This is a genomic window from Nonomuraea rhizosphaerae (assembly GCF_019396405.1).
Classification (GTDB): Bacteria; Actinomycetota; Actinomycetes; order Streptosporangiales; family Streptosporangiaceae; genus Nonomuraea; species Nonomuraea rhizosphaerae.
Map to the genome: position 1 here is coordinate 1 of NZ_JAHKRL010000491.1, position 12,982 is coordinate 12,982.

13 protein-coding genes and 1 pseudogene are annotated in these 12,982 nt (G+C 71.9%); 9 read left to right on the forward strand and 5 right to left on the reverse strand.

From position 1 onward, the window contains the following. The 5 genes and pseudogenes from KME77_RS25645 to KME77_RS25665 form a co-directional block, all read left to right on the forward strand. Positions 1-377 (forward strand): annotated as a pseudogene (locus tag KME77_RS25645) (MCE family protein); the annotation flags it as partial. After that, positions 374-1,396: an MCE family protein gene (locus KME77_RS25650; RefSeq protein ID WP_219471504.1), complete on the forward strand. Its 1,023-nt coding sequence runs from the start codon at positions 374-376 to the stop codon at positions 1,394-1,396. The pseudogene KME77_RS25645 and the gene KME77_RS25650, both read left to right, overlap by 4 nt. Continuing rightward, entirely contained in the window at positions 1,393-2,745 is a 1,353-nt protein-coding gene (locus KME77_RS25655) for an MlaD family protein (RefSeq protein ID WP_219471505.1), read from the forward strand. The genes KME77_RS25650 and KME77_RS25655 overlap by 4 nt, the downstream gene beginning before the upstream one ends. Beyond that, the gene (locus KME77_RS25660; protein ID WP_219471506.1) at positions 2,742-3,467 is read left to right on the forward strand and encodes a hypothetical protein; all 726 of its coding nucleotides are present in this window, start codon (positions 2,742-2,744) and stop codon (positions 3,465-3,467) included. Before KME77_RS25655 ends, KME77_RS25660 begins: the two co-directional genes overlap by 4 nt. 19 nt (positions 3,468-3,486) lie before the next feature. Then, complete coding sequence (locus tag KME77_RS25665) at positions 3,487-4,080, forward strand: 4'-phosphopantetheinyl transferase family protein (protein ID WP_219471507.1); 594 nt, start codon at positions 3,487-3,489, stop codon at positions 4,078-4,080. Here KME77_RS25665 and KME77_RS25670 read toward each other — a convergent pair. Beyond that, positions 4,077-5,006, reverse strand: coding sequence for a cation diffusion facilitator family transporter (locus KME77_RS25670; protein WP_219471508.1), 930 nt, complete (start codon positions 5,004-5,006; stop codon positions 4,077-4,079). The genes KME77_RS25665 and KME77_RS25670 overlap by 4 nt on opposite strands. Before the next feature lie 88 nt (positions 5,007-5,094). On the opposite strand from KME77_RS25670, the gene KME77_RS25675 reads away from it, so the two are divergent. The 3 genes from KME77_RS25675 (at position 5,095) to KME77_RS25685 (ending at position 7,770) form a co-directional block, all read left to right on the forward strand. After that, positions 5,095-5,553, forward strand: coding sequence for a MarR family winged helix-turn-helix transcriptional regulator (locus tag KME77_RS25675; protein ID WP_219471509.1), 459 nt, complete (start codon positions 5,095-5,097; stop codon positions 5,551-5,553). A 76-nt stretch (positions 5,554-5,629) separates the two neighbouring features. Beyond that, positions 5,630-6,280, forward strand: a complete 651-nt coding sequence (locus KME77_RS25680; RefSeq protein ID WP_219471510.1) for an LppX_LprAFG lipoprotein — start codon at positions 5,630-5,632, stop codon at positions 6,278-6,280. After that, positions 6,277-7,770 carry an MFS transporter gene (locus tag KME77_RS25685; protein WP_219471511.1) on the forward strand — a complete coding sequence of 498 codons (1,494 nt, stop codon included), beginning with the start codon at positions 6,277-6,279 and terminating at the stop codon, positions 7,768-7,770. The genes KME77_RS25680 and KME77_RS25685 overlap by 4 nt, the downstream gene beginning before the upstream one ends. Here KME77_RS25685 and KME77_RS25690 read toward each other — a convergent pair. Beyond that, positions 7,703-8,653 (reverse strand): LysR family transcriptional regulator, encoded by a 951-nt coding sequence (locus KME77_RS25690; RefSeq protein WP_219471512.1) that lies wholly within the window; start codon positions 8,651-8,653, stop codon positions 7,703-7,705. The genes KME77_RS25685 and KME77_RS25690 overlap by 68 nt on opposite strands. An 88-nt stretch (positions 8,654-8,741) precedes the next feature. On the opposite strand from KME77_RS25690, the gene KME77_RS25695 reads away from it, so the two are divergent. Further along, positions 8,742-9,560, forward strand: coding sequence for a TIGR03619 family F420-dependent LLM class oxidoreductase (locus KME77_RS25695; RefSeq protein WP_219471513.1), 819 nt, complete (start codon positions 8,742-8,744; stop codon positions 9,558-9,560). Here KME77_RS25695 and aspS read toward each other — a convergent pair. The 3 genes from aspS to KME77_RS25710 all read right to left on the reverse strand — a co-directional run. After that, positions 9,520-10,758 carry an aspartate--tRNA(Asn) ligase gene (gene aspS, locus KME77_RS25700; protein WP_219471514.1) on the reverse strand — a complete coding sequence of 413 codons (1,239 nt, stop codon included), beginning with the start codon at positions 10,756-10,758 and terminating at the stop codon, positions 9,520-9,522. The genes KME77_RS25695 and aspS overlap by 41 nt on opposite strands. Before the next feature lie 343 nt (positions 10,759-11,101). Beyond that, on the reverse strand, positions 11,102-12,505 hold the full coding sequence (der, locus tag KME77_RS25705) for a ribosome biogenesis GTPase Der (RefSeq protein ID WP_219471515.1): 1,404 nt from the start codon (positions 12,503-12,505) through the stop codon (positions 11,102-11,104). A gap of 36 nt (positions 12,506-12,541) precedes the next feature. After that, on the reverse strand, positions 12,542-12,982 hold a 441-nt coding region (locus tag KME77_RS25710), incomplete at its 5' end, for a (d)CMP kinase (RefSeq protein WP_219471516.1).

The following is a 12,982-nucleotide window of genomic DNA, read 5'->3' on the forward strand; positions in this document are numbered from 1 at the left end:
CGATCCTGGCCGAGGAGCGGCGGCGGCTGCGGACGTTCGTCGCCGACATGGCGGGCTTCGTCCGCCGCGGCGACGTGATCATCGAGGCCTACTCGGCCCGGCTCCCCCAGGCCACGACCACGCTGGCCGAGCTGGTGCTGACGCTGCGGGCCAACAGCGCCTCGGCGGCGCAGGCGATCAAGGGCGCCGCCGACTTCGCCGACGTGATCATCGACTCGTGGGACAGGAAGCAGCACGTGCTGAAGATCCGCGTGGTGCTCAACGCGCTGACCAGGGCCTGGCTGACGCCCCTGTTCGAGTCCCTGAACCTGGGCAAGGTGCCCTGCCTGCCCGCCGGGCTCAGCAACTGCCCCTTCGAGCAGGGGAGGCGGCGATGAGGGCGCGATTACTGTCCGGGCTGCTCGCGCTGAGCATCACCGCCTCGTGCTCGCTGCAGACGCTCGGCGCGCCCGCGGGCGACCTGACGCTGAACGCCACGTTCGACGACGTGCAGAGCCTGGTGGCCGGGCACAGTGTGCAGATCTCCGACGTGCGCGTGGGCACGGTGACCGGCATCCGGCTGCAGGGCTACCGGGCCAGGGTGACCATGTCGATCATGTCGGCCCACCGGGTGCCCGCCGGCAGCACCGCGACCGTGGCCAAGACGTCGGTCCTGGGCGAGAACTACGTTCTGCTCAGCCCGCCGCCCGGCAAGGACCTGTCGCAGGGCCCGTTCCTGGGCAATGGCGCCACCATCACCGACACGTCCGTCGAGCCGGACATCGAGCAGGTCACCGCCAAGGCCGGGCCGCTGATCGAGGCGCTGGGCACCCAGGACGTCAACGCCATCCTCGACGCCGCCTCCACCGCCTTCGCCGGCAAGGGCGCCGACGTCAACAAGCTGATCAGGCAGACGGCCGAGGTCACCGACACGTACGCGGCGGCCCGCCAGGACATCGCCACCACCATCGACGCCCTCGCCGAGCTGGGCGACGACCTCGCCAAGGGCAGCAAGGAACTGGACCGGCTGCCCGTTACGCTGGCCGCCGCCACGACCCGGCTCGCGCACGGCCGCAAGCACATCAAGCGGGCCCTCGTCGCGCTGACCGGCCTGGCCAAGGAGGCCAACCGGACGATCTACCCGCGCCACGCGGCCCGGCTGCGCACGCTGCTGCGCGAGCTGGACGGCATCACCCTGGCCATGCTGCGCGGCAAGGAGGACCTGAAGGCGCTGGTGGCCAAGCTCCAGGCGTTCATCGACGCGCCGCCGATCACCGTCAACGGCCAGGTGCTGATCTACCTGTGGCTCAAGGGGCTGCTGCTGCCCAAGCAGAAGAGCGGCACCGGGCCGGTCACCACGGGAGTGCTGCCGGACCGCCTCCAGGACTTCCGGCTGCTGTGGGAGCCGCCCCGATGAGGAACCGCCGCATCTACCTCAACCTCGGCTTCTTCGTCGTGCTCGGCGTCGTGATGACCGTCTGGGCGTTCAGCACGATCATCAAGCTGGACGCGATCACCAAGCCGTACCGGGTGTCGGCGGAGTTCGTCTCCTCGCCGGGGCTGATCCGCGGCTTCGACGTCGCCTACCTCGGCGTGCGGGTCGGCAGGATCGGGGACGTGCGGCTGGCCCCCGGCAAGATCGTCGTCGGCCTGGACATCGACAAGGAGATCCGGCTGCCGAAGGGCCTGAGCGCCGAGGTGCGGCGCAAGTCCGCGATCGGCGAGCCGTACGTGGAGCTGTCGCCGCCCGCCACCGGCGTCAACGGCCCCACGCTCGCCGCCGGGGACGTGATCCCGCTGGCTAAAACGTCGGTGCCGCTCGACTACAAGAAGCTGTTCGAGGGCGTCGGCAAGCTGCTGAACGCGGTGCCGCCCAAGGACGCCAAGACGATCACCCACGAGCTGGCCGTGGCGCTGGACGGCCGCTCCACCTCGATCAGGGACGTCATCGAGAACGCCCACGACCTGACCGGGACGCTGGCCGACAACGCCCAGGTGCTCGACGACCTGTCCGTGCAGCTCACCACGCTCACCCACACCCTCGCCGGCCGCAAGGACAAGCTCGCCCAGGGCATCACGGACCTGAACGCGGTGACGGGCACGCTGCGCGAGTCGCGCGCCGATCTGAACGCCTTCCTCGACCAGGGGCCGGGCGTGTTCGCGCAGCTCGACACCGCGATCAAGCGGGCCCGCCCCGGCCTGTCGTGCCTGCTGACCGCGCTGGGGCTGCCGCACAAGCCGGCGTTCTCGGCGGCGACCGAGCGTGACGTGCACCACCTGCTGAGCATCATGCCGACCGCGCTGAGCCTGGCCGACGACATCAGCGTCAGGGAGGGGAACACGGTGTACGGCAAGGCGTCGTTCGTCTTCAGCGTCCCCGGCGGGCCGCGGCCGGCCGAGGAGTACGCGGGGCCGGTGGCGCCGCCCACCGTCCCGGCGCTGCGGTCGTGCCCGAAGAAGTCGTACTCGTACCCGTCCGAGCCCGTGGAGGACGCCGCCCTGGACGCCAGGGCCGCCCCGCGGGACTCCGACCCCCAGGAGACACGGCGGCCGCAGGACCGGTCCTCAGCCACCGCCAAGCCCGAGCGGACCTCGCGGACGGCGGGCGCGCAGACGCCCGCCGCGGCCGCGGAGCCCGCGTCGCCGACCCCGGTGAGCACCGTTCCGCTGATCGTCGCGATCTTCCTCGTGGTGGCGGCGGCCGGTGGCGCCTTGGGGTGGATCGCGGTGGGCCGGGCCGCCCGCCGCCGTGAGGAGGACTCATGACCACCGAGCAGTCCCTCGCCGAGGACACCCCTCCGGCGTCCACGCCGGACGACACGCCGGACGCCCCCGGCACGCCGGCCTCCCGGAAGGAGGCGGCCGACGCGCCGGACGTCCCCGAGCCCGCGAAAAAGGCGGCCGACGTCCCGGACGGCGGCAAGGAGGCGTGGTTCGGCCGGCGGCGGCTGCTCGGGGCGCTGGCCGGCCTGCTGGTGGCCGCCCTGGCCGCCACCGCGGCGCTGCAGTGGCTCTCGGCGAGCCAGTCGCGCGACGCGCTGGCCCGCCTGGAGTCCGAGCGCGCCCTGCGCCTGGAGGTGTCCGGCGCGGCCAGTTCGTTCGGCAAGGCGCTGCTCAGCTACGACTACAAGGACCTGCAGACGACCAGGGCCACCCTGACCGCCCAGGCCACAGGCGACTTCCTGGCGACCTACGACGACGCGTTCGGCGGCCCGATGGCCGAGGTGATCGTCAAGCTGAAGGCCGTCTCGCAGGCCAACATCCGCGAGGTCTACCTGTCCGACGTGGACGAGGCCACCGCCCACGCGATCGTCGTGGTCGACCAGCAGGTGACCACTCCGGAGGCGATACGCTCGGTCAAGGACTCCCATCTCAAGATCAGCCTGGTCAAGGAGAAGGGCGTCTGGAAGGTCAACGACGTGACCGTGCTCGGCGCGGCCAAGGAAGACCAGTACAAACTGGACAGCGGTACAAAAACGAAGGACTGACGAGATCGGCCCTGTGGCGATGGGCGGGCGTCCCGACGAGGTGCTCGCCCCAGAAGAATGGCTGACCGACGTCGAGCGGGCGCGCGCCGCCCGGTTCGCGTTCGAGGCCGACCGCCGCGCGTTCGTCGCGGCCCACCTGCTGGTACGCCTGTGCGCCGCCGAGGCGCTCGGCACCGGCCCCGACAAGCTGACGCTGCTGCAGCACTGCTACATGCACGGCCCCGGCCACGGCGTCCCGTCCATCGAGCAGGCCCCGTCCCTGGGCGTCGCCTTCAGCCACACCCGCGGCTACGTCTGCGCGGTGGCCGGCGCCGGCCGGGTCGGCATCGACGCCGAGCGGGTGCCGCCGGGGCCGTTCGACGAGCTGCTGGCGGGCCGGGCCCTGTCGGAGCGGGAGCTGGCGGTGGTCACCACCAACGACGAGCTGATCAGGCGCTGGGCCCGCAAGGAGTCGCTGATCAAGCGCGGCGAGCTGACCATCGACCAGCTGCGCTCGGCCGACGCCGACCTGGCCGACCGGCACCTGCTCGAATGGAGCGCCGAGGGCGACGTCGTGGTGGCCGTCGTCACCGACACGCCCGCCACGCGCGTCGGCATCCCCGCATGGGGCTAGAGCCGGCGGCGGGTCGGCGTGGGGTCCAGGAACACCTGGGAGATGCCGGGGAAGCGCTCACGCAGCCTGCGGTCCAGCTCGTCGCAGGCGACCTCGACACCCGCGGCGCTCGCCTCGTCCCGGAAGTCGATCTTGGCGGCCACCATCAGGCTGCCCGGACCGAGGATCATAGTGAGCAGCTCGACGACCTCCACCACCTCGGGCTGCTCGGTGAGCACCGCCCTGATCCGCTCCTCGACGCCCGGCGTGGCGGACTGGCCGATCAGCAGCGACAGGTTCGAGCTGATCAGCGTGAGCGCGACCGCCAGCAGGAGCAGGCCGATCACCACCGACGCCGCGCCGTCCCACACGGGCGAGCCCGTCACCTGCGCCCCGAGCAGGCCCAGGCCCGCGATCACCAGCCCGACCAGCGCGGCGGCGTCCTCGTACACGACCGCCTTCAGGGCCGTGTCGGAGGTGATCGAAACCAGACGGGCCGGGCTCACGTCATACCTTCTGGCCTGCGCGCGCAGCTGCGAGTACGCCCTGGTGAACGACACGCCCTCGATGAGGAAGGACACGGCCAGGACGATGTACGCGGGTGTCAGGTTGCCGAGCTCCTCCCCGTGGGAGATCTCGTGCCATCCGTGGGTGATGGAGAAGCCCGCCCCGCCGACCAGTGTCGCGACGGCCGCCATCATCGCCCAGAAGAACCCGGCCTTGCCGTGCCCGAAAGGATGGCGCTGGTCGGCTGGTTTACGCCCGCGGCGTACGGAAACCAGGAGCAGCAACTCCGTCACGGTGTCCGCGCCGGAGTGCGCCGCCTCCGACAGCATGGCCGCCGACCCACTGAGCAGGCCGGTGACCAGCTTGGCCACGGCGATGGCCAGGTTGGCGCCGCCAGCCACGAGAACCGTCGCCAGGCTCTCCTCAGAATTGTCCGCCACAACCGATCACTCTACGACTCACCACCTGTCACTCTGTGAATGACCACGTGTCACTCGATGAATGACCGCGTGCGCTAGATTGGAGATCATGAGCGCGCCTCGCTGGCTATCCCCCGCTGAGCAGCGTGCCTGGCGTACCCACCTCGCCCTGCACAAGCTCCTCATGCACCGGCTCGACCGCGAGCTGCAGGAGCACGCGCTCTCGGTGAACGACTACGAGATCCTCGTCAATCTCTCCGAGAGCCCCGACCGCCGGTTGCGGATGAGCGACCTGGCCGACGCCACCATCCAGTCGCGCAGCCGCCTGTCGCACCAGATCTCCCGCATGGAGGCCAAGGGACTGGTGGTGCGAGAAGACTGCCGCGACGACCGTCGCGGCACGTTCGCCGTGCTCACCGACGAGGGCTGGCAGACGATCCAGCGGGTCGCGCCCGACCACGTCTCCAGCGTGCGCGAGCACTTCATCGACCGGCTCACCGACGACCAGCTCAAGCTGCTCGACGACGCCTACGAGCCGATCGTCGAGCACCTCAAGAAGCTGCGCTGAGCCGGGGGCGGAGCCGACACCCAACCGATATCGGCGAGCGCGCGCGATCGTTCCGGGCGCTCGCTACGCTCCCCTCATGCTTCGAAAGCTGCTGCTCGTAGTCGTTCTCGCGCTGGTGTCCGCCTGCTCGTCCGGCGGCGGTGGTGGCGAGCTGCCCGCCGGGCCCGACCTCCTGAAGAAGGCGACGGAGGCGATGAAGGCGGTCAAGTCCGCCTCGTTCTCCATCGCCACGGAGGGCAAGCCCAAGGTGCCGGTGAAGAAGGCCGACGGCCGGCTCACCTCGGCGGGCGACGCCGACGGGACGATCACCCTTGAGGTGCTGGGCAGCCTGCAGGAGATCACCTTCGCGCTGGTGGGCGACACCGTGCACTTCAAGGGCCCGACCGGCGGGTTCCAGAAGATGACCAGGAAGGACCTGGCCCAGCTCTACGACCCGTCGCTGATCCTCGACCCGTCCAAGGGCATCGCGCAGCTGCTCGGCACGGCCGGCGACCCGCGCGTGGAGGCCGAGGAGAACGGCGCCTACCGGGTGGCGACCGCGTTCTCCGGCCAGGTGCTCGGCGCGCTCGTCCCGGGCGTCACGCAGGGCGTCAACGGCAAGGTCTGGGTGGACAAGGCCTCCAGCCGGCTGACGAAGATCGAGCTGCCGCTGCAGGACGGCACGGTGACGGTGTCGCTGAGCGACTACGACGCGCCGGTGACGATCACCCCGCCCCCCGCCACATGAGGCGAGTGGCCCTCGGCGTCGGCGGGGCGGTGGTGCTGCTGGCCGCGCTCGACGCGTACGTGGTCGTGACGGTCCTGCTCGACATCGCCTCCGACGTCGGCATCCCGGACAACCGCCTGGAGCGGGCGACGCCGATCGTGACGGGGTTCCTGCTCGGTTACATCGCCGCGATGCCGCTGCTCGGCCAGCTCTCTGACCGCTACGGCAGGCGGCCGCTGATCCACGCCTGCCTGGCGGCGTTCGCGCTCGGCTCGGTGCTGACCGCCCTGGCGGCCGGCGAGGTGATGGTGGTGGCCGGCCGTACGGTGCAGGGCGTGGCGGGCGGCGCGCTGCTGCCGATCACCATGGCGCTCATCGGCGACCTGTGGGAGGAGCGCGAGCGCCCGGTGGCGCTGGGCGCGGTCGGCGCGGCGCAGGAGCTGGGCAGCGCGCTGGGCCCCCTGTACGGCGGCATGGTGGCGCTGACGCCGAGCATCGTGGTGCTCGGGGTCGAGCTGGGCGGCTGGCACGCGATCTTCTGGATCAACGTCCCGCTGGCGGCCCTGGCGGCGCTGGCCGTGCAGCGGACCGTCCCGGCGGGGCGGGGGCGCTCGCCCGGCCGGGTGGACGGCGTCGGCGGGGCGCTGCTGGCGCTGAGCCTGGCGCTGCTGGTGGTGGGCCTGTACAACCCGGAGCCGGCCACGATGGTGCTGCCGCCGTGGGGGCCGCCGGTGATCGCGGCCGGTCTGGTGGCGGGCGTGGTGTTCGTCTGGTGGGAGAGGCGCTCGCCGGTGCGGCTGCTCGACCTGACCGGCATCAGGAAGGGGCCGCTGCTGGCCACGCTGGGCGTGAGCTTCCTGACCGGGGCGGCGCTGCTGATCACGATGGTGTTCGTGCAGTTCGCGGCGCAGACGCTGCTCGACCTGGAGGCTCTGCAGGCCGCGCTGGTGCTGGCCAGGTTCCTGGTCGCGCTGCCGGTCGGGGCGGTGCTGGGCGGCCTGCTGGCGCGGCGGCTCGGCGACCGCTGGGTGGCGGTGGCGGGCCTGGTGATGGCCACGGCAGGCTACTGGCTGATGAGCCGGTGGCCGCTGGAGCTGGCCGAGGCGCGCCTGTCGGTGGACGTGGCGCTGATCGTGGCCGGGCTGGGGCTCGGGCTGGTGATCGCCCCGGTGTCCGGCGCGGTGCTGCGGCTGATGCCCGCCGCGCAGCACGGGGTGGCCTCCTCGGCCGTGGTGGTGGCCAGGATGATGGGCATGCTGATCGGCATCGCGGGCGTGTCGGCGTGGGGGTTCCACCGGTTCCAGTCGCTGACGGCGGACCTGGACACGCCGCTGCCGGTGGGGGTCGAGCCGGCCACGTACGCCAAGCAGATCGCCGAGTACCTGGCCAAGGTGGACGCGGCGCTGCATCTGGAGTACACGGAGATGTTCTTCGTCACCGCGGTCATCTGCCTGGTGGGGGCGGCGGTGGCGGTGTTCCTGCCGCGGCACTCGCCCGCAGGCAGTCGATGAGCTCACGGCACAGGGACGAGCCGTGAGGCGCTGAGTCGTAGGGCGGAGGACTTCGGGGCGGCGGGTTTTCCTTTCTGGTGGCGGCGTAGACGGTCCTGACGGGCTCGTCCTCCAGCGTGACCAGGGTGAGCAGGGTGAGGTCGGGGCGGATGGCGCCCGCCGCCAGTGAGGGCACCAGGGCCAGGCCCAGCCCGGCGGCCACGAAGCCCTGCTTGGCGGTCCACTCCCTGGCCGCGAAGTCGATCCGGGGCAGCAGGCCCGCCCGCCGGTGGACGTCGATGAGGGTCTGCGAGCCGCCGGGGAAGCCCTCGATCCAGGGCTCGCCCGCCAGCTCGGCCAGGCGCAGGCCGCTCCGGCCGGCCAGCCGGTGCCCGGCGGGCATGGCGACCAGCAGCGGGTCGTCCATGAGGTGGTGCAGGACGAACCGGTCCTGTTCCAGCGGCCTGCCCGGGTAGGCGCTCACCACGGCCAGGTCGACCTCGCCCGCGCCGAGACCGGCCAGCAGCGGCCCGGTCGTCTTCTCCACCAGCGACACCGTCACCCCGGGGCGGAGCTTCCTGAACGCCGCCACGGCGCGGGGTACGAGGTCGGCGCCGGCGGTGTCGAACGCGCCGACGCGCAGCCGTCCCGCCTCGCGCAGGTCATGCCGGGCCGCCGCCAGCCGGTCCAGGACGACGACCGCGTGCCGCAGCAGGCGGCGGCCCTCCTCGGTCAGCTCGACGCCGCGGGCGTGGCGCTCGAACAGCGCGACGCCCAGCTCGCTCTCCAGGGACGCCATCTGGCGGGAGACGGCGGATTGGGTGTAACCGAGCGCCTCACCGGCCGCCGTGAACGTCTTCCTGGCGGCCACCTCGGTGAACACCTCCAGCCACGCGACGTCCATGGGCCTCCCTCCGGTATGCGGGACTCGAATGGTAGCCATGCCGGACCTTCGTTGGTCATCCTGGCGCACGGGCCCCTACGGTGGCCGCATGGACGTGGGACTTTACGGGTTGCATCGGGGCGAGAACGTCGATCCGGACGTGCTGGCCAGGCGGGCGCGGACGGCGGAGGAGGCGGGGTTCGAGTCGCTCTGGGTGGGTGACCACATCGCGCTGCCCGACTCCCCCGACGAGCCGGGCCGCCTGGAGGCCGTGGTCGCGCTCGCCCATCTGGCGGCGCTGACGAGCACGGTCAGGCTCGGCTTCGGCGTGCTGGTGCTGCCGCAGCGGCAGCCGGTGCTGCTGGCCAAGCAGCTCACCTCCCTGGACCTGCTGTCGCGGGGCCGCCTGATCGTGGGCGTCGGGGCGGGGTACGTGGAGCCGGAGCTGGCCGCCATGGGGGTTCCGCTGGACGAGCGGGGCGCGCGTACGGACGAGTACCTGGCGGCCATGCGGGCGGTGTGGGACGACCACCCCTTCTCCGGAAATTTCGTGACTTATGCGGATGTCGTGCAGCGGCCGCGCCCGTCCCGGCGCCCGCCGATCGTCGTGGGCGGCCACTCCCGGGCGGCGATGCGCCGCGCGGTCCGCTCGGCCGACGGCTGGTACGGCGTCTACCTGACGCCCGACGAGGCCGCCGGCGCGCTGTCCGGCCTGCGCGACGCCGTCAAGGCGTACGGCAGGCCCGAGGGCATGGGCGAGCTGGAGATCACGATCACCCCGCCCCCGGGCCCCGTCGACCGGGAGAGCGTACGGCGCTACGCCGACCTGGGCGTCCACCGGCTGACGATCCAGCCGCTGGACGCCGACATGGACGCCGACCTGGAGGCTATGGCGAGAGCCGGTGCAGGTCTCTGGGGAACGCCGTGACCTCACGGATGTTCGCGGCACCGGTCAGGCGGGCGGTCCACCGTTCGAGCCCGAGGGCGAAGCCGCCGTGGGGCGGCATCCCGTACGCGAACGCCTGCAGATACCCCTCGTACGGCTCCAGCGGCCCCTCGATGGCGGCCAGGTAGTCCTCGTACCGGTGCAGCCGCTGCCCGCCCGTCACCAGCTCCAGCCCCCGGAACAGCAGGTCGAACCCGTTGGAGTAGCCCTCGCGGTCCGGGTCGGGGTGGGTGTAGAAGGGCCGCTTGGCCATCGGGTACCCGGTGACGAACAGGAACTCCGACCCGTGCTCGCGCACCGCCCACTCCGACAGCCACCGCTCCTGCTCGGGCGACAGGTCGGGCTCGTCCTGGCCGGTCAGCCGCTGCGCCTCGGTGAAGTGAATCGCCGGGATCTCCTCCGGCACCTCGGGCACCGCCACGGCGAGGCCGCGCACCGACTCCACCATCCCGTGGACGGCCTCGCGCAGCACCGCCATCACGTCGCGGTGGTCGCGGACGAAGCCCAGCTCGGCGTCCAGGCTGGTGTACTGGGCCAAGTGCCTGACGGTGTCGTGCGGCTCGGCCCGGAAGACCGGCCCCACCTCGTAGACCCGCTCGAACACCCCGACCATCGCCTGCTTGTAGAACTGCGGCGACTGGGCGAGGAAGGCGGGCCGGCCGAAGTAGTCGATGCCGAAGACGTTCGCGCCCGACTCGGTGGCCGAGGCGACGATCTTGGGCGTGTGGATCTCGGTGAACCCCAGCCCGTCGAGCGCCCGCCGGAAGCCCGCCACGCTCGCCGCCGAGATCCGCAGCGCCGCCTTGAGCAGCGGGTGCCGCAGCGCCACCGGCGCGTGGTCGAGGACCGTCGGCAGCGAGGCGGGCACGACCGGCCGGTACAGGTCGAACGGCGGCGCCTTGGCCGGCTCGGCCAGCACCTCGATCTCCGGCCCGACCAGCTCGGCGCCGCCCGGCGCCTGCGGGTTGGCGCTCACGACGCCCGTCACCCGGACGACCGTCTCCTCCACCGGCAGGACGGACTCCGGCTCGGCCGCCACGACCTGGGCGAGCCCGCTGCGGTCCCTGACGATCAGGAAGGACACGGATTTCAGCCGCCGCCGGCGATGGACCCAACCGGCGATCGTCACTCGTTGCCCGGCGTGCTCAGCGAGCTCCGCCGACATGACACGAGAGATCATCACAACTCCTCATGGAAGTGCATGACCCCTTGGGAGTGCGGGGGAGAAGGGAGCTCCCGGTGCCACCGCACTTTCGCCGCCCGTCTCCGGGCGGCCTCGGGACCCGATGACGGGGGTCAGGCCGGCGGGGCATTTCCTCCCCGCACTCGGGAGTGTCTTCACCTGAAGGGCACGGGGCCGCCTTCACAGCTTCCGGCGGCTCTCTCGGGCCCGTGCGGGCCTTCGGCTACTCGTCTCCGTCCACGCGTTGCCGCCGATGCTAACGCCCCTGTCAGTACGGCCGCAACGCGGTTGACGACCGCCGGCCCGCCCGCGCCGGCCGGCTGGTCGCGCCGCGCGGGGGCTACTTCTTCGCCTGGGCGCCGCCGCCCTTACGCTTCTCCCTGATCTTCATCGACACGTCGATCGGCGAGCCCGCGAACCCGAACTCCTCCCGGATGCGCCGCTCGATGAAGCGCCGGTAGGTGTCCTCCAGCCAGCCGGAGGTGAACAGCACGAACTTGGGCGGCTCCACCGACGCCTGCGTGGCGAACAGGATCTTCGGCTGCTTGCCGCCCCGCACCGGCGGCGGCGTCTGCTGCACCAGCTCGGTCAGGAACGCGTTGAGCCGCGCCGTCGGCACCCGGGTGGACCAGGAGTCGAGCGCCTTCTCCAGGGCGGGCACGAGCCGGTCCATGTGACGGCCGGTCTTGGCGGAGATGTTGACGCGCAGCGCCCACGGCGTCCGTACGAGCTGCCGGTCGATCTCCTTCTCCAGGTAGTAGCGGCGGTCGGCGTCGACCAGGTCCCACTTGTTGAACGCGACGACCATCGCCCGGCCCGACTCGATCACCAGGCCGATGATGCGCAGGTCTTGCTCGGTGAGCACCTCGCTGGCGTCGATCAGCACGATCGCCACCTCCGAGCGCTCCAGGGCGGCCCGGGTGCGCATGGCGGCGTAGAAGTCGGCGCCCTGCAGCTCGCGGTCGCGCCGCCGGATGCCGGCGGTGTCGATGAAGCGCCAGGTCTTGCCGCCCAGCTCGATCAGCTCGTCGACGGGGTCGCGGGTGGTGCCCGCCATCGGGTCGACCAGGACGCGCTCCTCGCCGGCCAGTTTGTTCAGGAGCGAGGACTTGCCGACGTTGGGCTTGCCGAGCAGGGCCACCCGGTAGGGGCCGCGCTCGGCGTCGAAGCGGACCTCGGGCGTCTCGGGCAGCGCGTCGAGCACCACGTCGAGCAGGTCGCCGCTGGAGCGGCCGTGCAGGGCCGAGACCGGCTGCGGCTCGCCCAGGCCGAGCGACCAGAGCGCGGCGGCCTCCAGTTCGAGCTGCTGGTTGTCGACCTTGTTGGCGGCCAGGATGACCGGTTTGCCGGACGAGCGCAGCACCGAGCCGACCGTCTCGTCGGCGTCGGTCGCGCCCACGGTGGCGTCCACCACGAACACGATCACGTCGGCCAGCTCGACCGCGACCTTGGCCTGGTCGGCGATGCGCAGGTTCATCCCGGTGGCCTCGGGGTCCCAGCCTCCGGTGTCGACGACGGTGAAGCGGCGCCCGCGCCAGTTGGCGTCGTAGGTGACGCGGTCGCGGGTGACGCCCGGAACGTCCTCGACGACCGCCTCGCGGCGGCCGATGATGCGGTTGACCAGCGTGGACTTGCCCACGTTGGGGCGGCCGACAATGGCCACGACGGGCAGCGGGCCGCTCTCGTCGTGGTCGGTTACTTCGAGATCGCCGAGCTCAGCCTCGACCCAATCCCCCGTTGACACGATTTTTCATCCTTTGTGAGTACCGCACCTGGTTCGTCAGGTGCGCTCCTTGACCAGACCCAACACCTCCGCGATGACCTCTTCCAAGGTCAGCGGCGTGGTGTCGAGCTCGACGGCGCCATCCGCCATCGAGAGTGGATCAGCCTTACGCGTGGAGTCCAGGGTGTCACGCCTGGCCATCGCGGCCTGCTGCGCCTCCACCGTGGTGCTCTGGGAGGCGCCGGTCAGCTCCGCGGTGCGCCGCTGGGCGCGGGCCTCGGCGCTGGCCGTGAGGTAGACCTTGACGGCCGCGCCGGGCGCGACCACCGTACCGATGTCGCGGCCCTCGACCACGATGTCACCGGCGCCGATGATCTCCCGCTGCAGCGCGACCAGCCGCGCCCGTACCTCGGGCACCGCCGCCACCGCCGACACCGCCGCGGTGACCTGCGCCTGCCTGATCGGCCCGGCCACGTCGGGGCCCCCGCGGCGCGTGGG